Source organism: Microbacterium jejuense (assembly GCF_039544225.1).
GTDB lineage: Bacteria > Actinomycetota > Actinomycetes > Actinomycetales > Microbacteriaceae > Microbacterium > Microbacterium jejuense.
On sequence record NZ_BAABLG010000008.1, the window covers coordinates 48,606 to 71,291 of the forward strand.

Below are 22,686 nucleotides of genomic sequence, written 5' to 3' on the forward strand. Positions count from 1 at the left end.
GCGCGCACTCACGCGGTGAGGAAGCGGACCGCCGCCGGATCGATCGCGAGGGTGAGCGCCGAGCCCGGCTCGAGTCCTGCGGCACGGCTCGCGGGCAGGTCGACCGCGACATCGGGGTCGGCCGTGCGCACCCGCACGCCGGCAGGTGTCTGCTCCAGGCGCACGATCCGCGCCTCCCACTCCCCCGGGCCGCTCGGCGGGCGATCGACGATGCGCACGTCGCCCGGCTGGAACACGGCTGCCGACCCGCCGGTCGGGTGAGGAATGGATGCCGCCAGCACGAGCCCGCCGGCACGCCAGTGCCCGGCATCCACACGCCCGACGACGCGGTTGAGCCCCGCGACCGCCGCGGCGAAACGGGTCGCGGGGGCGGCCAGCACGTCGCGGACCGGGCCGGACTGCGTGATCCGCCCGTCTTCGAGCACGACCAGCCGCGAAGCCAGCGCGACCGCGTCGACCGCGTCGTGGGTCGCGACGATCGCCGTCGTGCGGGTCTCGGCGAGCTGGCGGTGCAGCAGCGCGCGCACGTCGCCCGCGGTCTCGGTGTCGAGCGAGGTGAGGGGCTCGTCGAGAAGGATCACGGCGGGCGCCGTCGCGAGCGCGCGTGCGAGTGCGACGCGCTGCTGCTGGCCCCCCGACAGCTTCGCGGGACGCCGCCCGCCATGATCGTCCAGTCCGACGCGCCGCAGCCATTCGGCCGCCTCGGCGTCGACCGCCGTCCGGCTCGCCCGCCCGCCCGCCCCGCGCACGCGCAGGCCGAAGGCGACGTTCTCGTGCGCGGTGAGATGCGGGAACAGGCGCGGGTCCTGACCGAGCAGCACGATGCCGCGGGCGGCGGGCGGCGTGCGGCGGCGCGGGTCGGCGTCGAGGGTGCGTCCGCGCACCCGCACCACGCCCTCGTCGAACGGCGCGAGGCCGGCGAGCACCGCGAGCAACGTGGACTTGCCGGCGCCGCTCGGCCCCATGAGCGCCACGACCCCACCCGGCGGCACCTGCAGCGTCGCATCGAGCACGAACCTGCCGCGGTGCACCACGACGCGCGCGTCGAGGCCCGCCGACGCGACCGGCGTGACGGCATCCGCTGCCCTCATCGCGGGGTCTCCGCCCGCCAGGCACGCACCAGCAGCAGCACGCCGACCGCCGTCACCAGCAGCAGCAGCGACAGCGCGACGGCCGTGCCCTGCGACACTCCCGCGCCGTTGAACGCGGTGTAGATCGCGAGCGGCATCGTCTGCGTGACGCCAGGCGCATTGCCCGCGAACAGCGCCGTCGCCCCGAACTCGCCGATCGCCCGCGCGAAGCACAGCACGATGCCGGCCACGAGGCCAGGGGCTGCGAGCGGCAGCGTCACGCGGGCCAGGATCGTCCATCGTCCGGCCCCGAGGCCCGCGGCCGCCTGCTCGTAGCCGGTGCCGGTGGCGCGCAGCGACCCTTCGAGCGCGAGCACGAGGAACGGCAGCGCGACGAACGTCTGCGCCAGCACGACCGCCGTCGTGGTGAAGGGGATGCGGATGCCCCACTCGGCGAGAACGCCGCCCAGCCAGCTGGTCCGGCCGAACAGGAACAGCATCGCCACGCCGCCCACCATGGGCGGCAGCACGAGCGGCACCGTCACGAGGGCGCGCAGCGCGCCCGCGGTCCGCACACTGCTGCGCGCGATGAGGAGCGCGAGCGGCACGCCGAGCACGACGCAGACCACCGTCGCGATCGCCCCCGTGAGCAGCGACAGCCCGAGCGCCGCGAGCGCCTGCGGCGAGGTGACGTCGCTCCACAGCGTCGACCACTCCACGCGCAGCACCAGGGCGCCGAGCGGCAGGATCAGCAGCGCGAGGCCGAGCACTGCAGGCACGGCGAGCACGCGGGGCACGAACCCCGCCCGCTCGGTGCGTGCGACGGCGTCGGTCACGGCGCGGCGAAGCCGAACGACGCGAGCACCTCCTGGCCCTTGCCGCCGAGCACGAAGGCCACGAACGCGTCGGCGGCGTCGGAGTTCGCCGAGCCGCTCAGCGCTGCGATCGGGTAGTGGTTGACGACCGCATCGGCGCCGTCGACCTCGACGGTGTCGATGTCGACGGTGGTGGCGGCATCCGTCACGTACACGAGCCCGGCGTCGGCCTCACCCGCGGCGACCTTCGTGAGCACCGCCGTCACGTTCTGCTCGTAGCTGTCGACGTCGGCGGTGACGCCGGCGTTCGAAAGCAGGGTGGTGGATGCCGCACCGCACGGCACCTCGGCGGCGCAGAGCACGATGATCAGCTCGGGGTCGGCCAGATCGTCGAGTCCCGTCACCCCACCGGGGTTGCCGGCCGGGACGACGAGCACGAGCGTGTTGCTCGCGAACAGCTCGGGTCCGCTCGCCAGGCCGGCGTCGACGACCTTCTGCATGTTCTTCTCGTCGGCTGACGCGAAGACGTCCGCGGGCGCGCCCTCGATGATCTGCGTGGCCAGCGTCGACGACCCGTCATACGTGATCGGCTGCACGTCGAGCGAGGGATGCTGCTGCTCGAAGTCGGTGGCGAGCTCGTCGAATGCGCCCTTGAGCGAGGCCGCGGCGTACACCGTGAGCTCGCCGGTCAGCTCGGGGCCTGCGGACCCGGTCGGAGCGGCCGACGTGGCCGCCGGGTCCTGGTCGCCGGCGGCGGTCGCGCACCCGGTCAGGCCGAGCGCGAGCGCGGCGAGGACGAGGGCTGTGCGGGCGGGGGCAGAACGGCGCATGTCAGCCTTTCGGGGTCTCGACGATGACGGTGGTGGCCTTGACGACGGCGACCGCGAGCGAGCCGGGCTCGAGCCCGAGCTCGCGCACCGCCTCGGACGACATGAGCGAGACGACGCGGTGCGGACCGGACTGGATGTCGACCTGCGCCATCACGCCGTCGGCCTGCACGCGGGTCACGAGCCCGACGAACCGGTTCCGCGCGCTGGAGAGCACGTCCGCCGGGTCGGTGGGCGTCTCGGCCAGCTCGACCGCACGGGCAGCGAGCGCGTCGCCCGGGATCTCGATCGGCGAGGCGCCGGTCGTCGGCAGGGTGCCGGCATCCACCCATCGACGCACCGTGTCGTCGCTCACCCCGAGCAGCCGGGCGGCCTCCAGGATCTTGTAGCTCGTCACCTCTCTCACATTACAACCGCAACTGCGGCTCTTCTGCCTTGTTTTTCCCGTATGTGAGGAACACTCGTACCGCCGCCCCCGATCCCTCTGCTCAGAATTCCGTCTGCGGCTGCCCGCCACGGCCCACGCGCCGCCGAATCCCGCGGCGCTGCCCGCCACACCGTCGCGTGCAGACGGAATGACGAACCGGGACGGGACCGGACCAGGCAGCGGGCGGCCCGGCTAGCCTGAGGGAATGGCCTTCAACCCGCTCGTGGAGCCGGTCGCCACGCTCGGCGACGCCGAGCAGACCCGTACGGCCCGCCACCGCGTGCTCGCCGGTTTCGGCGAGGTCGCCCAGCGTCGCCTCGCGGCCGCGCACATCGCGATCGTCGGCGCCGGCGGCCTCGGCTCCCCCGCGGTGCTGGCGCTGGCGGCGGCGGGCGTCGGCACCCTGACCGTGATCGACGACGACGAGGTCGAGGCATCCAATCTGCAGCGCCAGGTGATGCACCGGGTGAGCGATGTCGGCGCCCCCAAGGTCGACTCCGCGGTGCGCATCGCCGCGGAGCTCTCGCCGAACACCGTGGTTCGACCGGTGCGCGCCCTGCTGACCGCCGACAACGCGTGCGCGCTGCTGGCCGGGGCCGACGTCGTGATCGACGGCACCGACACGTTCCCGACGCGCGAGCTCGTCGCCGCGGCCTGCGAAGAGCTCGGCGTGCCGCTCGTGTGGGGCGTCGTGCAGGAGTTCCACGCGCAGGCGACGGTGTTCTGGTCGGCGCCGCCCGCCGGCACCGCGCCGATCCGGCTCGCGGATCTGTACCCGCCGGATGCCGCCACCGACGCCCCCTCGTGCGCACAGGTCGGCGTGCTCGGCGCGCTGTGCCTGCAGGTGGGGTCGCTGCTCGCGACCGAGGCCATCAAGCTCGTCACGGGGATCGGCGAGCCGCTGTACGGACGCGTGCTCGTGATCGACGCCCTGCGCGGACGCACCGCCGAGGTGCCGCTGCGCCCGGCTGCCTCACCCGCTGCCGCCGCGCCCGCTCCCGCCGTCGCTGCGGCGGTGCCGCAGCTGACGCCCGACCAGGCGCTCGCGGCGCAGCGCGACGGCGCCGTGCTGCTGGACGTGCGCGAACCCGCCGAGACCGCCCGCGGGGTGATCCCGGGTTCCGTGCTCGTGCCGCTCGGCGAAGTGCTCGCCGCCCCGGCACGCGTCGAGGCCGCCCGAGTGGTCGTGGTGTGCCAGGTGGGCGTGCGCGCGCAGCGCGCGGCCCGCGCCCTGCGCGAGGCGGGGATCGACGCCGCCGTCCTGGCAGGCGGCCTGGACGCGTGGACGCTCGCGACGGCTCCCGCGGGCGAGGCACTCCTGAGCCGGCGGAGCGCGTCGTCGTGAGCGGGCTGCGCACGGTCGAGGAGCACCTCGCCGACGTCCTGGCCGCCGTCTCGCCGCTCGGCGCCGAGCACGTCGCACTGGCCGAGGCGTACGGCCGCACGCTGCGGGAACCCGTGCGCGCGGCCGTCGACATCCCGGTGTTCGACAACTCCGCCATGGACGGCTTCGCCGTGCGCTTCGCGGATGTGATGGACGCCGCCGACGCCGCCCCGGCGGTGCTCCGCGTCGTCGCCGATCTGCCGGCCGGGACGAGCAGCGACCCCGCACTCGCCCCGGGCGAGGCCGCCCGCATCATGACCGGATCGCCTGTCCCCGCCGACGCGGACACGATCGTGCCGTTCGAAGACACCGCGGGCGGGCTCGAGGACTCCCTCGGCGAGGTGCGCGTGCTGCGCGCGCCGCGCGCGGCCGGCGCGCACGTCCGACGCTCCGGCGAGGATGCCCGGGTCGGCGCGGAGGTGCTGCCGGCGGGGGTCCTGCTCGGTCCGCTGCAGGCCGCCGCGGCCGCCGCGGCGGGTGTCGCCGAGGTCGTCGTGGCGCGGCATCCCCGGGTCGCCGTGATCTCGACCGGCAGCGAACTGGTCGCGCCCGGACAGCCGCTGCGCCGCGGGCAGATCCCGGAGTCCAACAGCATCCTGCTGGCGGGGCTCGCCGCCGACGCGGGCGCGACGGTGATGCGGCGCGACAGTGTGCCCGACGAGCCGGCGCTGCTGGACGCGCTGCTCACCGAGGTCACCGCACCAGATGCCCCCGGCGGGCCCGCCGACGTCGTGGTGTTCTCGGGCGGCGTCAGCGCCGGCGCCTACGAGGTCGTCAAGACCACGCTCGCGCGCACGATGGCGTTCACCAAGCTCGCCATGCAGCCGGGCAAGCCGCAGGGCTTCGGCCGCCTGCCCTCCGGCGCGCTGCTGTTCGGCCTGCCCGGCAACCCGGTCAGCGCCGCCGTGTCGTTCGAGGTGTTCGTCCGGCCGGCGCTGCTGCACCTGCAGGGACGCACGGCCGACGACCGGCGCGTGCTGTCGCTCCCTGCGGCGGCCGGCTGGCGCACTCCCCCGGGCAGGCGCCAGTACCTTCCGGTCGTCATCGACACCGCCGATCCGCGCGCGTGGCGCGTGCGGCCCGCGACCTCCGGCGGCTCGCACCTGGCCGGCGGCCTCGGGCGTGCCGAGGCGTACGCCGTGGTGCCGGCCGACGTCGAGGCCGTGGCCGAGGGCGAGCTCGTCGATGTCATGCTGATCTCATGACCGCCGACCAGTCGACGCACCCGGAACCGCCCAGCTCGCCCGGCACCGGGCCGATGTTCACCCACCTCGACGCGGCAGGGCACGCGCGCATGGTCGACGTGACGCTCAAGCAGCCGACCGTCCGCTCGGCCACGGCGCGCGGGTTCGTCCGCTGCGCCCCGCACGTGGTGGCCGCCCTGCGCGACGGCGCGGTGCCCAAGGGCGACGTGCTCGCGGTCGCGCGCATCGCGGGCATCCAGGGCGCCAAGCGCACCCCCGAACTGCTGCCTCTCGCTCACGTCATCGGCGTGCACGGCGCCGCGGTCGACCTCACGATCGCCGACGACGGGGTGAAGGTGGAGGCGACGGTCCACACGGCCGACCGCACCGGGGTCGAGATGGAGGCGCTCACCGCCGTCTCGGTCGCGGCCCTCGCCGTGGTCGACATGGTGAAGGGGCTCGACAAGGGCACGTCGATCGACGACGTGCGCATCATCGCGAAGACCGGCGGCAAGAGCGGCGACTGGCTGCGCCCGGGCGAGGGGGACCAGCGGCCGTGACCCGGCTCGGCGCGATCCTGCTCGCCGGCGGCCGCGCGACTCGCGTCGACGGCGCCGCGAAGCCGTTGTTCGACGTCGGCGGGCAGACGCTGCTCGCCTCCGCCGCGCAGGCGGCGGCCGACGCCGGCGCGCGACCCGTCACGGTCGTGGCGCCCGTCCTCGATGAGACCCTCGGGGTCGCCTGGGTCCGCGAAGACCCGCCGTTCTCGGGCCCCGCGGCCGCGACGGTCGCCGCGCTCGCCTCGTGGCCGGCGACGGACGACCCCGAGTGGACGCTGCTGCTGGCCTGCGACCTCCCGTCCGTCGGCGCCGCGGTGCGCCGGCTCGTGGACGACATCGTGCTGCTCCCCTCCGACGCCGACGGACTCTGCCTCGGCGACGCCTCGAGCCGCCCGCAGTGGCTCATCGGCGTGTACCGCACGCACGCGCTGCGGCAGGCCGCATCCACTCTTCCGAACGGCGGGCGGGATGCCTCGATGCGGGCGCTGGTCGACGACCTGGCCATCACCGTCGTGACCGCGCCCGGCGACCTGACCCGCGACGTCGACACGTGGCAGGATCTGGAAGAGGCCCGCGCACGCACCGCGACCGCGCACCCGTACGCCGCCAGTGAGGAGCCGTCATGAGCGAGCAGTCCCGCCCCCTTCCGCCCGAAGCCCTCGACGACTGGGCCGCCGCGCTGCGCGAGCGACTCGGCCTCGCGCCCGACGACGTGCCCGTCGCGGCGGTGCTCGAGCTCACCAAGGTGGTCGCGAACCATGTCGCGCGCCCGGCCGCACCGCTCGGCGCCTTCGCCGCAGGACTTGCCGCCGGTCGCGCTGGCAGCGACCCGGCAGAGGTGCTGGCGGCGCTGCGCGAGGTCGCCGACCTCGCCGAGGGCTGGGAGCAGCAGTAGTGGCCGTCGTCCGCTACTTCGCCGCCGCGCAGGAGGCGACGGGGCTCGACACCGAGCGCCGGGGCGAGACGACCCTCGGCGCGCTGCGCGCCGCCGTGTCGGCCGCGCACCCGGGGCTCGGCGGCATCCTCCCCCGCTGCGCCGTCCTCGTCGGCGGCTCGCGCGTCGCCGACGACACGACGCTCGGCGCGGACGACCTGGTGGACGTACTGCCCCCGTTCGCCGGCGGCTGAGCCGGAAGGACGCGAGGCGTCAGCCGCCCAGGCCCAGCCAGGTGGCGGTGCCGTCGGACTCGAGCTGCCGCTTCCAGACCGGCAGGCCGGTCTTGATGGTCTCGATGAGGGTGCGGCACACCTCGAACGCCTCGGCCCGGTGAGCCGAGGCGACGGCGATCACGACCGCCGCGTCGCCGACGGCGAGCGTGCCCACCCGGTGCGACACGGCCACGAGCGCGTCCGACGCGCCCACCGCCTCTGCGGCGAGCCGCTCCAGCGCGGCCGGCGCGTCAGGATGCGCCGAGTACTCCAGTGCGACGACGGCCTCTGCGGCGTCGGGGTCGTGGTCGCGCACGCGCCCGACGAACGTCGTGACGGCGCCCATGCGCGGGTCGTCGACGGCGCGCAGGTGGGCCTCGAGGTCGAGCGGCTCGGAGCTGATCGCGGCCAGCCGCACGGCGCCGGTGCCCGTTCCGATCCCGGTCATCGGTGGTCTCCGCCGTGGAGCTGGTCGAGCACGTGCCGCGCGACCGACAGCACCACCGGCATCCCCGAGGCGACCCCGGCGGGCGAACCGGGCAGGTTCACCACGAGCACGCCGTGCGGGTCGACGACGCCGGCGATGCCGCGCGTGAGCATGCCCGCCGGCTTCTCGGCCGCACCGCGGCGGCGCAGCTCTTCGGCGATGCCCGGCACCTCGCGGGTCACCACGCGCGCGGTGCCTTCGGGCGTCTGATCCCGCGGCGCGACACCGGTGCCGCCCGTGGTGATCACGAGTCCGACGCCGGCGACCACCAGCGCGGTGAGCGCGCGCTCGACGCTGTCCGCCCCGTCCGGCACGATCACCGCGTCGTCGCACGAGAATCCGGCCTCGCGCAGTGCGGCGACGGCGACGGGTCCGCTGGTGTCCTCGCGGGTGCCCTGGGTCGCCCGGTCCGACACTGTCACGACGGCGGCTCGGGTCATGCCTCCAGCCTAGAGCGCGACGATCCGCACCGGCACCGCGCGGAAGCCCGCGGTCGGCGCCACCTCGCGCACCGGCTCGCCGGCGAGCTCGATCCGCCCCTCCGCGACTGCGCCGCGGTGGCGGCCACGCGTCAGCCCTTCGACGGCCGCGCGTCGCGCAGCATGCCGGCGACGACGAGCGCGCCGGCTGCCACGAGGATCAACAGCCACAGCCCGAGCGCGTACGAGTTGGTCTCGGCGTTGTAGGTCGCGCCCATGACCAGCGGTGGGAAGTACCCGCCCAGGCCTCCCGCCGCGGCGACGACGCCGGTGACCGCGCCCGCCTTGTCGGGCGGCGTCGAGGGGCCGACCCACGCGAACACCGCGCCCATGCCGAGTCCCATCGCCGCCGCCATGAGCAGGAACACCGTGCCGGTGAGCACGCCCTCGGGCGGCTGCTGGCCGACGACGTACGCCGCGGCGACGATGCCGGCGAGCGAGATCAGCGTGATCACCTTGGGTCCGAACCGGTCGGCCAGCACACCGCCGATCGGGCGGGCGATCACGGCGGCCGCCGCGAACAGGGCCGTCCTGGTGCCTGCGCCGACGGCATCCACCTCTCCGGGATAGATGGTCGTGAGGTACTTCGGCAGGAAGGTCGAGAAGGCGACGAAGCCACCGAACACGATCGCGTACAGGAACGACATCTCCCACGTGATCGGCAGCTTCAGCGCGCCGATCACCTTCGGCACGAGCTTCTGATGACTGGCCTTCCAGGCCGGCGATTCGCGCATCACCAGCCAGACGACGACCGCCATCGCCACCATGATCCCGGCGATCAGCAGATGCGTGGGCAGGTATCCGATGCTCTGCGCGAGGCGCGGCGTCGCGAAGGCCGACACCGCGGTGCCGATCATGCCCATGCCGAACACGCCGGTCGCGAAGCCGCGGCGGGCGGGGGTGAACCACGCGCTCGAGAACGGGATGCCGGCCGCGAAGATCGTGCCGGGGATGCCGAGCAGGAATGCCGCCACCAGCAGCAGCGGATAGCTCGCGATCGAGCCCGCGAGCGCCACGAGCAGCACCGCCGGCACCCCCGCCAGCAGCACCAGCGTGAAGACGCGGCGACCGCCGAACCGGTCGGTGAGCGCCCCCACCGGCACCCGGCCCAGTGCGCCCACGAGCACCGGCATGGCGAGCATGACCGAGATCTGCCCCTGGTCCAGCGACATCTCGTCGGCGTAGATGCCCTGCAGCGGAGAGATCGCCATCCACGCCCAGAATCCGACGGTCGAGGCGAGCGTCGCGAGGATGACCTGACCCAGTCCGCCCTTCAGCGAGGGCTGGGTCTCGGTGCCGACAGTCGTGCTCATGTGGGTTCTCCCGTCGTCACGCACGAACGTATCGGCGCGCCTGCCGGGGGCGCAATGGCCGCCTCGGACGGTCGGGACGGGTGGATGCCGCTCACCCGGCGTGCGTGCGCCGCTCCAGGCGCACCACCACCGATTTCGACGTCGGGGTCCTCGACACGTCGGCCACCGAGTCCAGGGGCACGAGCACGTTCGTCTCGGGGTAGTACGCGGCCGCGTTCCCGCGCGGAGTCGAGTACGCCACGATGCGGAACGCCTCGGCGCACCGCTCCTCGACGCCGCCGTCGCGCCCGGTCCACTCCGACACCAGGTCGACGACATCGCCCTCCGCGAAGCCCAGCGCGTCGATGTCGAGTGCGTTGACGAGCACGACGCGGCGCCCGCCGTGAATGCCGCGGTAGCGGTCGTCCTTGCCGTAGATCGTGGTGTTGTACTGGTCGTGGGACCGCAGGGTCTGCAGCAGCAGTCGTCCGGGCGGGATCACCGGATACTCCAGCGGGTTCACCGTGAAGCGGGCGCGCTCGTCGGCGGTGGCGAAGCGCCGTGCGTCGCGCGGCCCGTTCGGCAGGTGCAGCGTGCGCCCCTTGTCGATGCGCGCCTCGAAGTCGTCGAAACCGGGCACCACGCGCTCGATGTGCGTGCGGATGAGCGCGTAGTCGGCCTCCAGCGCGGCCCAGTCCGCCTGCGGCGCGTTGGGTCGACGGGTGCCCTGGCCCTCGGCATCCATTCCTCCCTCGAACACGAGGGCGCACAGCCGGGCGACGATCGCGACCTCGCTGAGCAGCGCCTCGGACGGCGGGGCGAGCCGGCCGCGCGAGGCGTGGACGGCGCCCATCGAGTCCTCGACGGTGACGCGCTGCTCGCGCAGGGTGCCGTCGACCCCGGCGCGGCGGTCGCGATCCGTGCGGCCGAGCGTGGGCAGGATGAGCGCGCGGCGCCCGGTGACGACGTGCGAGCGGTTGAGCTTGGTCGACACGTGCACGGTGAGGCCGATCCCGGCCATCCCCGCCTCGACGACGGCGGTGTCGGGCGTGGCCGACACGAAGTTGCCGCCCATCCCGACGAAGACCCGCACGCGCCCGTCGCGCATCGCGCGGATCGCCTCGACAGTGTCGAAGCCGTGCGGACGGGGCGCCGCGAATGCGAACTCGCGGTCCAGGGCGGAGAGGAAGACCTCGGACGGCTTCTCATAGATGCCGACCGTGCGGTCGCCCTGCACGTTGGAGTGTCCGCGGACCGGGCACACACCAGCGCCCGGTCGCCCGATGTTGCCCTGCAGCAGCAGGACGTTCACGATGTCGCGCAGCGTCGGCACCGAATGCTTGTGCTGCGTGAGGCCCATCGCCCAGCACACGATCGTCGCCTTCGAGGTGCGCACCGCCTCGCCCACGTGGCGCAGCGCATCTTCGGGGATGCCGGTGGCGGCGACGAGGTCGGGCCACGCGGCATCCCGCATCGCCCGGCGGTACGCGTCGAAGCCGCTCGTGTGTGCCGCGATGAACGCGTGGTCGAGCACACTGCCGTCCCGCTCCTCGGCTTCCAGCAGGTGCTTGCCGATCGCCTGGAACAGCGCCTGGTCGCCGCCCAGCCGGATCTGCACGAAGCCGTCGGCGAGCTGTGTGCCGCCGAACGCGACCCCGCGGACGGTCTGCGGGTTCTCGAAGCGCAGCAGCCCCGCCTCGGGAAGCGGGTTCACGGCGATGATCGTGGCGCCGCGCTGCTTGGCCTTCTCGAGCGCCGACAGCATGCGCGGATGGTTGGTGCCCGGGTTCTGCCCCGCGACGATCAGCAGGTCGGCCTCGTGGATGTCGTCGATCGACACGGTGCCCTTGCCGATGCCGATCGTCTCGGTCAAGGCCGAGCCCGACGACTCATGACACATGTTGGAGCAGTCCGGCAGGTTGTTCGTGCCGAGGCCCCGAACCAGCAGCTGATACAGGAACGCCGCCTCGTTCGACGTGCGGCCGGAGGTGTAGAAGACGGCCTCGTCAGGGTCGTCCAGGCTGCGCAGCTCGTCGGCGACGAGCCGCAGCGCGTCGTCCCACGAGATCGGGCGGTAGTGGGTCGCCCCTTCGTCTCGCAGCATCGGATGCGTCAGGCGCCCCTGCTGCCCCAGCCACCAGTCATCGTGCGCGCGCAGCTGGTCGATCGTGTGGGCGGCGAAGAACTCCGGGCCGACGCGGCGCAGCGTCGCCTCTTCGGCGACGGCCTTGGCGCCGTTCTCGCAGAACTCCGCGATGTGCCGCTTGTCCTCCTCGGGCCACGCGCAGCCGGGGCAGTCGAACCCGTCCTTCTGGTTGACGCGCAGCAGTGTCTGCACCGAGCGCGTCGCGCCCATCTGCTCGTTCGCGACCTGCAGCGCGTGCAGCACGGCGGGCACGCCCACCGCGACCTTCTGGGGTCGCGTCACGCGCACGAGGGATTCGTCGATGTCGGCTGCCGGGGGCTTCGTCGCCATCCCCCCAGGCTATGCCTCCTCCGCCCCCTGCTCCCGCGGTCCGGTGTGGACGGGTCAGGCGTCCGAGAGGTCGGGCGGCGACGGTGAGGGGCGGAGGTCAGCGGTCGCGGTCAGGGGGCGAGCAGACCGGCGACCGTGGCGGCATCCATCTGCTCGCGCTCGAGCACGGCCTCGGCGGACCTCCGCACGTCGGGGTGCGGATCGCCGTCGAGGATGAGGGCGACCAGCGCCACCATCCCGGCGTTCTGGTCACGGGCGATCTCGGCGAACCGGCGCTCTGCGTCGGGTGACTGCGCGTCGACGAGGCCCTGTTCGGCCGACCACGTCGGCATGCCAGGCATCTGGGCGTGGTCGGAGCCGTGCCCGCCGCACGGGCCGTCGGTGGGCGCTTCGAGCGGACGCGCCGGCGCCCACGTGACGTACCACGCACGAAGGTCGTCGAGCTCGGCGAGATCCGCGGCGACCAGGCTCTTCGCGAACGCCTGGGCGTCCGCGGCGATGCCGTCCTTGCGCAGCAGCGTCCGGGCGAGCTCCTCCTCCTTGACGCGGTAGTAGATCATGGCCTCGACGTAGCAGTAGTCGTCGGCGGTCACGGTGTCGTCGATCTGGTGCGCGGAAGCGATCCCCACGGCTTCTCCACCCGGCCCGTCCGTCGACGCGCGCGTGCTCGGCACGGCCTCGGCGGGCGACGACTCGCCCACCGGCACGCCGAGCACCGCGAGCGTCGCACCGACCGCGGCGGCCACGATGGCGGCCGCGAGCACGGCGACGGTCTTCGGTCTGCGCACGCGAAGGCCTTCCGGGATCGAGGGGGCCGATCCGCTTTCGAGAAGGGTCTCAGCGCTTGCCGGTGCCGAAGATCCCGCGGATCACTCCCCCGAGGATAGTCTGCGTCGACTTGGAGTTGAGGATCTGTTCGATGGGGGACTTCTGTGAAGTGCGCGACGTGCGCGTGGTCCCCGCGGTCTTCTTGAGCAGCCGCTCGTACTCCTGCTGGGCCTTCTTCTCGGCCGCCGCCTGCTGCTTGTCGGCCGTCGCCTGCTGCTTGTCGATGGCGGCCTTCTGCTTGGCGTACTCCGCGTCGGCCTTGGCCTTCGCGAGCGCCGCATCCTCCGCCGCGGCGGCGTCGTCGGCGGCCTTCATCTTGGCTGCCAGGATCTCGCGCGCCGACTCGCGGTCGATCGCGGTGCCGTACTTCGCCAGCAGCGGCGACGCCTTCACGGCGGCCTCGATGGCCGGGTCGGGCGTCGGCGACATGAGTCCCTGCGGCGCCCGCAGCCGGGTCCAGGCGACCGGGGTCGGTGCGCCCTTCTCGCTCATCACCGTGACGATCGCCTCGCCCGTGCCGAGCTCCTGCAGCACGCGCTCCAGGTCGTAGCCCGACTTCGGGTAGGTGCCGACTGTCGCCCGCAGCGCCTTGGCATCGTCGGGCGTGAACGCGCGCAGCGCGTGCTGCACGCGCGAGCCGAGCTGGGCGAGGACGTCCGAGGGCACGTCCTTCGGGGTCTGCGTGACGAAGAAGACGCCGACGCCCTTCGAGCGGATGAGTCGGACGGTCTGCGTGATCGCGGCGAGGAAGTCCTTCGACGCGTCCTTGAACAGCAGGTGCGCCTCGTCGAAGAAGAACACCAGCTTCGGCTTGTCGGCATCCCCCACCTCCGGGAGGATCTCGAACAGCTCGGCGAGCAGGTACATCAGGAACGTCGAGAACAGCGCCGGCTTGTCGATGACCCCGGGAACCTCGAGCAGGCTGATGAGTCCGCGCCCGTCGGGGGCCGTGCGCAGGAAGTCCGTCACGGCGAACTCCGGCTCGCCGAAGAACACGTCGGCGCCGGCATCGGCGAAGGTGATGAGCTCGCGCAGGATCACCCCGGCCGTGGCCGCCGACAGGCCGCCCAGCTCCTTGAGCTCGGCCTTGCCCTCGTCGCTCGTGAGGTGCGTGAGCACGGCACGCAGGTCCGACAGGTCGACGAGCGCGAGGCCGTTGGCGTCGGCGTAGTGGAAGACCAGGCCGAGGCTCGACTCCTGCGTCGCGTTCAGCCCGAGCACCTTGCTCAGCAGCAGCGGCCCGAAACCCGACACCGTCGCGCGGACCGGCACGCCCTTGCCGACGCCGCCCAGCGCGAAGTACTCGGTGACCGACGCCTCGGGCTTCCAGTCCTGCCCGATCGCCCGCGTGCGCGCGAGCAGCTTGTCGCTCTGCTCCCCCGGCGTCGCGACGCCCGACAGATCGCCCTTGATGTCGGCCGCGAACACCGGCACGCCCTTCGCCGCGAGCTGTTCCGCCAGTCCCTGCAGCGTGCGGGTCTTGCCGGTTCCGGTGGCACCGGCGACGAGTCCGTGGCGATTCATCATCGCCAGGGGGATGCGGATCTGCGCCTCGGCCACCGGCTCGCCGTTGACCAGGGCCCCGAGGTCGAGCGTCGCCGCCTCGAACGCGTAGCCCTTGACGACCGCGGCGACCTCGCCCGCGTCGAGCGGCGCGCCATCGACCGGCTCGGTCTGTTGCTCGTTCTGCTTCTCCACGACAGGTGTTCCGGCCGGCACCGGCGCCTCTGGGGCCTCCTGTCCCGGCGAAGACACCTGCTCTGAGGCGGGTGCGGGAGCCGCGCCCTCGGGCGAGGGAGTGGATGCCGCGGCCCCGGCTCCCCCGGCGACCCGGGCCTTGGCGGCCTCCGCCTCGGCCGCGGCGAGCGCGGCCCTGGCCTGCGCTGCCTTCAGCTGCGCCTCGGCGGCGTCGGCCTCGGCACGCAGCCGTGCCAGCTCGGCCTCGGCGGCCGCGACGGCCGGGTCGGATGCGGTGGGCTCGGACGCGGGCGCGGCGGTCATGGGCTCAGCCTAGCCAGGGGCCCCGGGAGGCGGCATCCGCTCTCTCCCGGGTCAGCGGGACGGCGAAGACGGCGGCGACCAGCAGCGCCGCGGCCGCACCGATAAGCGCGCCGCCGACGGTGTCGGACAGCCAGTGGGCGTGCAGGTACGTGCGGCTGAACGCCATGAGCAGCACCCACGCCGCGCCGACGACGGCGACCCACACGCGCGGGAGGATCACGAAAGCGGCGACCGCGATCGTGGCGGCGTTCGCGACATGGCCGGACGGATACGAGCCGTAGTCCGAGACCACCAGGATGTCTTCGGGGCGCACGCGGCCGAACGCGTGCTTGAGGACCTGCACGAATGCGGCCGAGGCGGCCTCTGCCGCCAGGAAGTAGGCCGCCGCCCACGGCCGGCGCAGCACCACGAGCCCGATCGCCCCGCCGATCGGCACCGCCAGCACGCCGACCCAGCCGCCGCCGATCCAGTTCATGACGCGGGAGAAGCCGGCGAGGGCGGGATGCCACCACTGGGCGACGAGCGCGTTCCACCAGTCGTCGATCGGCAGCGGCTCGGGGCCTCGACTCAGGATCCACCAGCCGAGGGCGACCGAGGCAGCCGCGAGCAGCACGCCCGCGACGAGCTGGGCGACGACGGTCGACGCCACGCGCGGCGCGGCATCCCTCCGTCCCAGGTCGGTCATCGCCCCATTCTGCCTGTCCCGACCGGGCGCGACACCGAGCGAATCGCCCACGCTGCGCGTCGCGGTCCGACAGGATGGCGGGATGACCGCTGTCGTCGACGTGGTGCGCACCGTGATCGCGCCGCTCACCCGCACCCGCGTGTTCCGACGGTTCATCGGACCGGTGCTCCTGCCGCCGGTGGAGCGGTTCGTCGCGGGGGTCTCGCACGGACGCGTGCAGCTGAGCGCGCTGCTCGTGCCCTCGCTCGTGCTGCACACCGTCGGCGCGCGCTCGGGAGAACCGCGCGAGGTGCCTCTGATGTACACCCCCGATGGTCACGGGCGCGCGATCGTCGCCGGCACGAACTTCGCCGGTTCCCGCCATCCCGCCTGGACGGCGAACCTGCTCGCCCGCCCGGATGCCGCGATCACCGTGCGCGGACGCCGCATGCCGGTGCATGCGACGATGGTGCCGGACGCCGAGCGCGACGCCGCGTGGGCCCGCATCGAGGCGCAGTGGCCCGGTTACCGCGACTACGAGCGCGAGTCGGGACGCACCGTGCGCCTGTTCCGCCTGCAGCCGGTCGAAAGGACCGAGTGATGCCCTTCATCGATGTCGTCCGGGAGTTCGCCGCGCCGCTCTCGCGCACCGGATGGTTCCGCCGCTTCGCGACCAGCGTGCTGCCGCCCCTGGAGCGGCTCGTGTCGCGCCTCACGGGCGGGCGCGTGCAGCTGACCGCGTTCCTGGTGCCCTCGCTCGTCCTGCACACGATCGGCGCCAAGTCGGGTGAGCCGCGCGACGCACCGCTCATGTACACCGCCGACGGCGGCGGCCGTGCTCTGGTGGCCGGGACGAACTGGGCGGGCGCGCGGCATCCCGCGTGGACGGCGAACCTGCTCGCCCACCCGGACGTCGAGATCACCGTGCGCGGCCGGCGCATGGCCGTCCGCGCGACGCTCGTGCCGGACGAGGAGCGCGACGCCGCCTGGGCGCTCATGGAGGCGCAGTGGCCGGACTACCGCCAGTACGAGCGCGACGCCGGCCGCACCGCGCGCATCTTCGTCCTGCAGCCGGTGCGCCGGCCGCTGTCGACAGACAGCCCGCGCTGAGGCGTGCTCAGGGCGCCAGGCGCTCGACCGACCGCGGTCGCACGACGAGCCACAGCGACAGCAGGCCGATGATCGAGCAGCCGACCATGACCGAGGCCATCGTGGTCGCCGTGATGCCGGCATCCCGGGCGATCCAGCCGACGAGCGGCGACACGAGCCCCGCCACACCGAAGTTCGTCGCGCCGATGATCGACTGCGCGGTGCCCGCCGCCTTGCCGTGACGGTCGAGCGCGAGCACCTGCACGCACGGGAACGTGAAGCCGCACGCCGCGATGAAGACCCACAGCGGCACGACGGTGCCCCACAGGCCGAGTCCCAGCTGATCGGTGACGACGATGGCGGATCCCGCCAGCACGAGCACCGCGGTCGACCAGGCCATCACCCACTGAGGGCCGAACCGGGCCGCCAGCCGCGATGCGGTCTGGACGCCCACGACGACGCCGAGGGAGTTGACGGCGAACAGGATGCCGTACTGCTGCGCGTCGAAGCCGTAGGTCTGCTGGAACAGGAACGACGAGCTCGACAGGTACGAGAACATGCCCGAGAAGGTCATGCCGCCGATGATGAGCACACCGATGAAGACGCGGTCGCTGAACACGCTCCGGTACCGCTGCCAGACCGTGGTGGTGCCGCGTTCGCTGCGGCGGGCCTTGGGCAGCGTCTCGGGCAGGAAGATGATCGCCGAGACCAGCATGATCGCGCCGTACGCCGCGAGCACCACGAAGATGCCGCGCCATGGCATGACCGCGAGCAGCGCCGAGCCCACGAGCGGTGCGAGCACCGGCGCGACGCCCGACACGAGTGCGAGGCGCGAGAGCATCACGACGAGGCGTCGGCCGCCGAACAGGTCGCGCACGATGGCCGCGGCGACGACACCGCCGGCGGCGGCGCCCGCGCCCTGCAGCACGCGCGCGACCGAGAGCAGCTCGAGCGTCGGGGCGAGGGCGGCCGCCGTGCTCGCGAGCACGTGCAGCGCGGTGACGCTCAGCAGCGGCACGCGCCGGCCGACCTTGTCGCTCAGCGGTCCGACGATGAGCTGGCCCAGCGCGAAGCCGATCATCGTGCCGGTGAGCGTCAGCTGGATGAGCGCCGCCGTCGTCTGGAAGTCCTCCTCCAGCACCGGGAACGCCGGGAGATAGAGGTCGATCGTGAACGGGCCGAGGGCCGTGAGCGCGCCGAGCAGCACGATGTAGAGCACCCGGCGGCGGTGCGGGATCGAGTCGCCGGGGTGCAGGACGATCGGCGCGGTGGCCGGGTTGCTGCCCAGCGTGCGGATGGCGCCGGTGTCGGGGCGAGGCGCCGGCTGCGGCCGCGGCTCGTCGGGGTGGTTTTCGGGTCTCTGAACAGGAACGGAAGCGGTATCGAGCAACGGCGTATTTCGTTTCGGCGCGGGAATCAGGCGACAGGAGAAGTCGAATCGATTCGAGAGTCCAGGATAGCGGATGCCTCGACCCGGCCTGCAAGCGCGCTCGCTGTCGGCTCGCTCCCAGCCGACGCTTGCATGCGGCCGCATAGGATGAAGGCAGTCCAGCACCCCTCCCCGCGGGCCCCGCGCCCGGCGGCCGAGCCGAGATCGAGCACATGACCCCGACCCCGACCCCCGCCGACAAGCGCACGAGCGGCAACCCGGCCACTCAGGCCCAGATCAATCTCAGCGTCAAGCAGCAGCGCGAGCAGAAGCGGCAGGAGAAGCTGGCCGAGTACCAGAAGCAGCTCGCCAAGCGCCGCCGCAGCAAGCTCGTGTGGTGGATCGTCGGCTCCGCGGCCGCGGTCGCCGTCGTCGCCGCGATCGTGGCATCCTTCGTCTTCGCCCCCGCTCCCGCGCCGACGTACGCCCGCGGGGACGGCGACGGCAGCGCGATCGAGGGCGTCGAGACGTTCGACAACACCGCGACCCACGTCGAAGGCGCCGTCGACTACCCGCAGACCCCGCCTGCCGGCGGCGATCACAACGCGATCTGGCTCAACTGCGGCATCTACACCGAGCCCGTCCCCAACGAGAACGCCGTCCACGACCTCGAGCACGGCGCCGTGTGGATCACGTACGACCCCGCGCAGGTGTCGGAGGGCGACATCGCGAAGCTCGAGGCGCTCATGCCGTCGACGTTCGCCACCATGTCGCCGTACGACGGCATGGACACGCCCATCGCGGTGAGCGCCTGGAACGCACAGCTCAAGGTCGACTCGGCCGACGACGCACGCATCAAGGAGTTCATCACCGCGTACTGGCACTCCACCAACGCTCCCGAGCCGAGCGCGATGTGCACCGGCGGGCTCGACGCCCCCGGCAAGAAGTAGGCGCCGCGATGTCGGACGCGCCGTCAGCAGGACGCACGCAGCGATGGATCGTCATCGTCGTCGCGCTCGTGCTGATCGGCGCGCTCGGCTTCGCCGTCGGCCGCTTCACGATGTTCGGCACGCAGTCCGCCGCGTCCACCCCGGGCACGACCTCGCCCGAGGCGGGCTTCTCGCGCGACATGCAGGTGCACCACGCGCAGGCGATCGAGCTCGCGATGGAGATCTACCGCAAGACCGACGACGAAGAGCTCCGGGCCCTCTCGTACGACATCGCCACGTCGCAGGCCGCGCAGCGCGGTGAGATGTTCGACTGGCTCGTGCGGTGGGGTCTGCCCCAGGCCGGCGGTCCGATGATGCAATGGATGGATGCCGCCACCGCCGGCCACCAGCACGGTCAGGCGTCGTCCGAGCCGATGACCGACGCCCAAGCGCGCGAGGCGATGGGCATGGCCTCGGCCGACGAGATCGCGGCCCTCCAGGCGGCGACCGGCACGGCGGCGGACTGCCAGTTCCTGACGCTCATGATCCGCCACCACGAGGGCGCGATCCCGATGGCGGATGCCCTGCTCGAGCTGGGCAGCGATCCGCGCGCGCTCGAGGTCGCGCAGGCGATGAAGACCGGCCAGACGGCCGAGATCGACGCCATGCATGCGGTCCAGGACCGGTTGGGGTGCTCCGGCTGAGCCGGATCGTTACAGTGGTCGCGTGAGCGCCGACCCGTCCGTGACCGCCGTGGAGCCCCGCCGGCGACGTCCCGTGATCGTCACGATCGCCGTCGTGCTGGTGTACCTGAGCGCGTTCGCGAACGTCGCGCTGGGCGTGCTGGTGCTGCTCAGCCGCTACGAGGTCGCTTCGCCCGACGTGCTGCGCGTGTCGCTGCTCGGCGCGGCGGTCATCCTGTTCGGCCTGCTGCTGATCGGCATGGCCTCCGGTCTCGCCCGCGGCAGCCGGCTGTCGCGGTTGTTCGCGACGATCTACCTCGGCGTGCTCGTCGTGCTGAGCGTGCTCACGATCACGACCACGGACGGGTGGGACTGGGGCTCGATGATCGACCTCGCGATCGAGGCCATGATCCTGGTCGCGTTGTGGGCGCCGCCCGGCTCGCGACACTTCGCGCGCTCCACGATCGACGCGGGGCCGGACCCCGCGGCCTCGGGCTGATCACACCGCGGCGAGCGCCTTCGCCACGTACCGGCGGTGGAAGAACCGCACGATCTCGATCGCGCCGATCGTGAGCGCCGTCACGACCACGATGAGCCACGCGGCCTCCTCGCCGGGGTCGACGAGCTGGAAGAACTCGGTCAGGAACGGGATCGTGAACACGCCGACGAGGCCGATGAACATCGCACCGATGATGAGCCCCTTGAGGCGCGTGATCGGCCGTGACAGCACAGTGAGCACCCAGATGCCGACGATCGCGAGGATGATCGTCGAGCCGGTGCGCAGCTCCGGCTGACCGATGCCGATCGCCGTGGCGGCCAGCGAGTAGAGCGTGAGCGAGATCGCGATGATCGCCCCCGCGGGGATCGCGAAGCTCAGCGAGCGCCGCAGGAACCCGGGCACGTACCGCTGCGTGTTCGGCAGCAGCGCCAGGAAGAAGGCCGGGATGCCGATGGTCAGGCCGTCGGTGATCGACAGCTGCCGCGGCAGGAACGGGAACGGCAGCACCAGCACGCCGAACAGCACCGCGAGGCCCGTCGCATAGGCGGTCTTCGTGAAGAACAGCATCGAGACGCGCTCGATGTTCGCGATGACCTGCCGCCCCTCGGCGACCACCTCAGGCAGGTGCGAGAAGCGGCCGTCGAGCAGCACGATGCGGGCGACCGCCTTGGTGGCGGCGGCCCCCGAGTTCATCGCGATGCCGAGGTCGGCCGTCTTGATGGCGAGGGCGTCGTTCACCCCGTCACCGGTCATCGCGACCGTGTGGCCGCGCTGCTGCAGGGCGATGACCATGCGCTTCTTCTGCTCGGGCGTGACCCGCCCGAACACGAGGTTGTGCTCGAGCACCTCGCCGAGCTCGGCATCGTCGTCCGGCAGACGGCGTGCGTCGAAGCCCTCGGCCACGTCGACGCCCACGCTGCGGGCGATCGCCGCGACCGTGCGCGGGTTGTCGCCCGAGATGACGCGCACGCCGACGCCCTGCGCGGCGAAGTACTCCAGGGTCTGCGCGGCGTCGGGCCGCACCTGCTCCTGGAAGGTCACCACCGCCACCGCCCGGAGCGCTGGGGGCAGCCGCTCGTCCTCGACCTCTGCCGGGTCGATCGCCGTGTCGGCGTGGCCGAGCACCAGCGTGCGACGACCGGTCGAGGCGAGCTCGGTGACCACCCGGCCGAGCTCGGAGGACGGCTCGGTGGCGGCATCCCCGAACACCATCTCGGGGGCGCCCAGCACCCACGCGCCGGCGGGGCCGGCGGCGAACGAGACAGCGCTCCACTTCCGGGCGGACGAGAACGGGATGTAGGCCGCGGCGGCGAGCAGCTCGGCGACGGGGAACGGCTCGCGCAGGCAGCGCGCGGTGGCGTTGGCGTCCGGCGCGGCACCGAACCAGCCCAGCACGGCTCCTTGCTCGGGCGCCCCACCGCCGAGAGGCTGCAGCGCGTCGAACGCGATCTCGCCGGCCGTCAGCGTGCCGGTCTTGTCGAGGCAGATCACGTCGACACGGGCGAGCCCCTCGACGGCAGGCAGTTCGTTGACCAGCACCTGCTTGGACGCGAGCTTGGCGGCCGCGACGGCGAACGCGATCGACGTCATGAGCACGAGTCCGAGCGGGATCATCGCGGTGATCGCCGCGATCGAGTTGACGATCGCCTGCACCCAGTCGCCGCTCTCGAACGCCGCCGCCCACCCGCCGAACACCATCATCTGGGCGTTGCACACCAGCAGGCCGACAGGCCCGATGATCCAGCTCATCCACTTCAGCACCCGGTTGACCGAGTTGCGCACCTCGGACGCCACCAGCGAGAAGCGCTTCGCCTCGCCGGCGAACCGGTTCGCGTAAGAGTCCGCGCCGACCCGCGTGACCCGCGCCGCACCTTCGCCGGCCACCACGATCGATCCCGACAGCGCTTCGTCCCCCGGCTGCTTGTCGACCGCGTCGGACTCGCCGGTCAGCATCGACTCGTCGATCTGCAGGCTGCGGCTCTCGATGACGTCGGCATCCGCCGGCACCTGATCGCCCGCCCGCAGCACGAGCACATCGTCCATGACGACGTCGTCCGGTGCGATCTCGGCCTCGTGTCCCTCGCGGCGCACGCGGGCGCGCGGCGCGTTCAGCAGGGCGAGCCGGTCCAGCGCCGCCTTGGCGCGGAACTCCTGCACGCACCCGATGATCGAGTTGGCGAACGCCGCGATGCCGAAGAGGGCGTCCTGCCACCGGCCCAGAAGGAACAGCACGAAGAAGCACGCGAACACGATGCCGTTGAACAGCGTGAAGACGTTCGCCCGGACGATGTTCCAGACGCTGCGGCTCGTGTCGGCGGTGTGTGCGTTGGTCCGCCCGGCGGCCACCCGCTCCGCGACGTCGGCCGCGCTCAGTCCGGGATCGAGGGCCGGTGCGGCCGGGGCGTCTGCGGAGGCGTCCATGCGATCAGGTTAGCGACCCGTGTCCACGGAGAAGCGGATGCCTCGACCGACGC

General features: G+C 72.9%; 24 protein-coding genes. 11 read left to right on the forward strand and 13 right to left on the reverse strand.

Annotated elements, in window-relative coordinates; genetic code table 11:
* Positions 1-8 precede the first annotated feature (8 nt).
* The 4 genes from ABEA46_RS12895 to ABEA46_RS12910 are packed head-to-tail and all read right to left on the reverse strand — an operon-like array spanning position 9 to position 3,109.
* Positions 9-1,091, reverse strand: coding sequence for a sulfate/molybdate ABC transporter ATP-binding protein (locus tag ABEA46_RS12895; RefSeq protein ID WP_345544957.1), 1,083 nt, complete (start codon positions 1,089-1,091; stop codon positions 9-11).
* Positions 1,088-1,906: an ABC transporter permease gene (locus ABEA46_RS12900; protein ID WP_345544958.1), complete on the reverse strand. Its 819-nt coding sequence runs from the start codon at positions 1,904-1,906 to the stop codon at positions 1,088-1,090. The genes ABEA46_RS12895 and ABEA46_RS12900 overlap by 4 nt, the downstream gene beginning before the upstream one ends.
* Entirely contained in the window at positions 1,903-2,715 is an 813-nt protein-coding gene (gene modA, locus ABEA46_RS12905) for a molybdate ABC transporter substrate-binding protein (RefSeq protein ID WP_345544959.1), read from the reverse strand. The genes ABEA46_RS12900 and modA overlap by 4 nt, the downstream gene beginning before the upstream one ends.
* A 1-nt stretch (position 2,716) precedes the next feature.
* Positions 2,717-3,109: a TOBE domain-containing protein gene (locus ABEA46_RS12910; RefSeq protein ID WP_345544960.1), complete on the reverse strand. Its 393-nt coding sequence runs from the start codon at positions 3,107-3,109 to the stop codon at positions 2,717-2,719.
* Between the two features lie 235 nt (positions 3,110-3,344).
* Between ABEA46_RS12910 and ABEA46_RS12915 the strand changes: the two genes are divergently transcribed.
* The 6 genes from ABEA46_RS12915 to ABEA46_RS12940 are packed head-to-tail and all read left to right on the forward strand — an operon-like array spanning position 3,345 to position 7,395.
* Complete coding sequence (locus ABEA46_RS12915; RefSeq protein WP_345544961.1) at positions 3,345-4,484, forward strand: ThiF family adenylyltransferase; 1,140 nt, start codon at positions 3,345-3,347, stop codon at positions 4,482-4,484.
* Entirely contained in the window at positions 4,481-5,728 is a 1,248-nt protein-coding gene (locus ABEA46_RS12920) for a molybdopterin molybdotransferase MoeA (protein WP_345544962.1), read from the forward strand. Before ABEA46_RS12915 ends, ABEA46_RS12920 begins: the two co-directional genes overlap by 4 nt.
* Positions 5,725-6,267 carry a cyclic pyranopterin monophosphate synthase MoaC gene (gene moaC, locus ABEA46_RS12925; protein ID WP_345544963.1) on the forward strand — a complete coding sequence of 181 codons (543 nt, stop codon included), beginning with the start codon at positions 5,725-5,727 and terminating at the stop codon, positions 6,265-6,267. Before ABEA46_RS12920 ends, moaC begins: the two co-directional genes overlap by 4 nt.
* Entirely contained in the window at positions 6,264-6,893 is a 630-nt protein-coding gene (gene mobA / locus ABEA46_RS12930; protein ID WP_345544964.1) for a molybdenum cofactor guanylyltransferase, read from the forward strand. Before moaC ends, mobA begins: the two co-directional genes overlap by 4 nt.
* Complete coding sequence (locus ABEA46_RS12935; protein ID WP_345544965.1) at positions 6,890-7,162, forward strand: DUF6457 domain-containing protein; 273 nt, start codon at positions 6,890-6,892, stop codon at positions 7,160-7,162. Before mobA ends, ABEA46_RS12935 begins: the two co-directional genes overlap by 4 nt.
* Complete coding sequence (locus ABEA46_RS12940; protein ID WP_345544966.1) at positions 7,162-7,395, forward strand: MoaD/ThiS family protein; 234 nt, start codon at positions 7,162-7,164, stop codon at positions 7,393-7,395. The genes ABEA46_RS12935 and ABEA46_RS12940 overlap by 1 nt, the downstream gene beginning before the upstream one ends.
* A 19-nt stretch (positions 7,396-7,414) precedes the next feature.
* Here the strand turns inward: ABEA46_RS12940 and ABEA46_RS12945 are convergent, their stop codons facing one another.
* From ABEA46_RS12945 to ABEA46_RS12975, 7 genes are all read right to left on the reverse strand, one after another.
* Positions 7,415-7,864 carry a molybdenum cofactor biosynthesis protein MoaE gene (locus ABEA46_RS12945; RefSeq protein WP_345544967.1) on the reverse strand — a complete coding sequence of 150 codons (450 nt, stop codon included), beginning with the start codon at positions 7,862-7,864 and terminating at the stop codon, positions 7,415-7,417.
* Positions 7,861-8,343: a MogA/MoaB family molybdenum cofactor biosynthesis protein gene (locus ABEA46_RS12950; protein WP_345544968.1), complete on the reverse strand. Its 483-nt coding sequence runs from the start codon at positions 8,341-8,343 to the stop codon at positions 7,861-7,863. Before ABEA46_RS12950 ends, ABEA46_RS12945 begins: the two co-directional genes overlap by 4 nt.
* A gap of 131 nt (positions 8,344-8,474) precedes the next feature.
* Positions 8,475-9,695, reverse strand: coding sequence for an MFS transporter (locus tag ABEA46_RS12955; RefSeq protein WP_345544969.1), 1,221 nt, complete (start codon positions 9,693-9,695; stop codon positions 8,475-8,477).
* A 91-nt stretch (positions 9,696-9,786) separates the two neighbouring features.
* Entirely contained in the window at positions 9,787-12,150 is a 2,364-nt protein-coding gene (locus tag ABEA46_RS12960) for an FdhF/YdeP family oxidoreductase (RefSeq protein ID WP_345544970.1), read from the reverse strand.
* Between the two features lie 110 nt (positions 12,151-12,260).
* Complete coding sequence (locus tag ABEA46_RS12965) at positions 12,261-12,938, reverse strand: DUF305 domain-containing protein (protein ID WP_345544971.1); 678 nt, start codon at positions 12,936-12,938, stop codon at positions 12,261-12,263.
* Positions 12,939-12,987: 49 nt separating this feature from the next.
* Complete coding sequence (locus ABEA46_RS12970) at positions 12,988-14,979, reverse strand: helicase HerA-like domain-containing protein (protein WP_345544972.1); 1,992 nt, start codon at positions 14,977-14,979, stop codon at positions 12,988-12,990.
* A 4-nt stretch (positions 14,980-14,983) separates the two neighbouring features.
* Entirely contained in the window at positions 14,984-15,664 is a 681-nt protein-coding gene (locus ABEA46_RS12975; protein ID WP_345544973.1) for a phosphatase PAP2 family protein, read from the reverse strand.
* Positions 15,665-15,746: 82 nt separating this feature from the next.
* Here ABEA46_RS12975 and ABEA46_RS12980 point away from each other — a divergent pair, with 82 nt between their 5' ends.
* Positions 15,747-16,244 (forward strand): nitroreductase family deazaflavin-dependent oxidoreductase, encoded by a 498-nt coding sequence (locus tag ABEA46_RS12980; RefSeq protein ID WP_345544974.1) that lies wholly within the window; start codon positions 15,747-15,749, stop codon positions 16,242-16,244.
* Positions 16,244-16,753 (forward strand): nitroreductase family deazaflavin-dependent oxidoreductase, encoded by a 510-nt coding sequence (locus ABEA46_RS12985; protein WP_345544975.1) that lies wholly within the window; start codon positions 16,244-16,246, stop codon positions 16,751-16,753. The genes ABEA46_RS12980 and ABEA46_RS12985 overlap by 1 nt, the downstream gene beginning before the upstream one ends.
* 7 nt (positions 16,754-16,760) lie before the next feature.
* Here ABEA46_RS12985 and ABEA46_RS12990 read toward each other — a convergent pair whose 3' ends face one another.
* Positions 16,761-18,122 (reverse strand): multidrug effflux MFS transporter, encoded by a 1,362-nt coding sequence (locus ABEA46_RS12990; RefSeq protein WP_345544976.1) that lies wholly within the window; start codon positions 18,120-18,122, stop codon positions 16,761-16,763.
* Positions 18,123-18,334: 212 nt separating this feature from the next.
* Here ABEA46_RS12990 and ABEA46_RS12995 point away from each other — a divergent pair, with 212 nt between their 5' ends.
* Genes ABEA46_RS12995 through ABEA46_RS13005 form a run of 3 tightly spaced genes read left to right on the forward strand, consistent with a single transcriptional unit; the run spans position 18,335 to position 20,212 of the window.
* Positions 18,335-19,051, forward strand: coding sequence for a thioredoxin-like domain-containing protein (locus tag ABEA46_RS12995; RefSeq protein WP_345544977.1), 717 nt, complete (start codon positions 18,335-18,337; stop codon positions 19,049-19,051).
* A gap of 8 nt (positions 19,052-19,059) precedes the next feature.
* Positions 19,060-19,734: a DUF305 domain-containing protein gene (locus tag ABEA46_RS13000; RefSeq protein WP_345544978.1), complete on the forward strand. Its 675-nt coding sequence runs from the start codon at positions 19,060-19,062 to the stop codon at positions 19,732-19,734.
* A 22-nt stretch (positions 19,735-19,756) separates the two neighbouring features.
* Positions 19,757-20,212, forward strand: a complete 456-nt coding sequence (locus tag ABEA46_RS13005; protein WP_345544979.1) for a hypothetical protein — start codon at positions 19,757-19,759, stop codon at positions 20,210-20,212.
* Here the strand turns inward: ABEA46_RS13005 and ABEA46_RS13010 are convergent, their stop codons facing one another.
* A complete protein-coding gene (locus ABEA46_RS13010) occupies positions 20,213-22,633 on the reverse strand; it encodes an HAD-IC family P-type ATPase (protein WP_345544980.1) in 2,421 nt (806 codons plus the stop codon).
* Positions 22,634-22,686 lie beyond the last annotated feature (53 nt).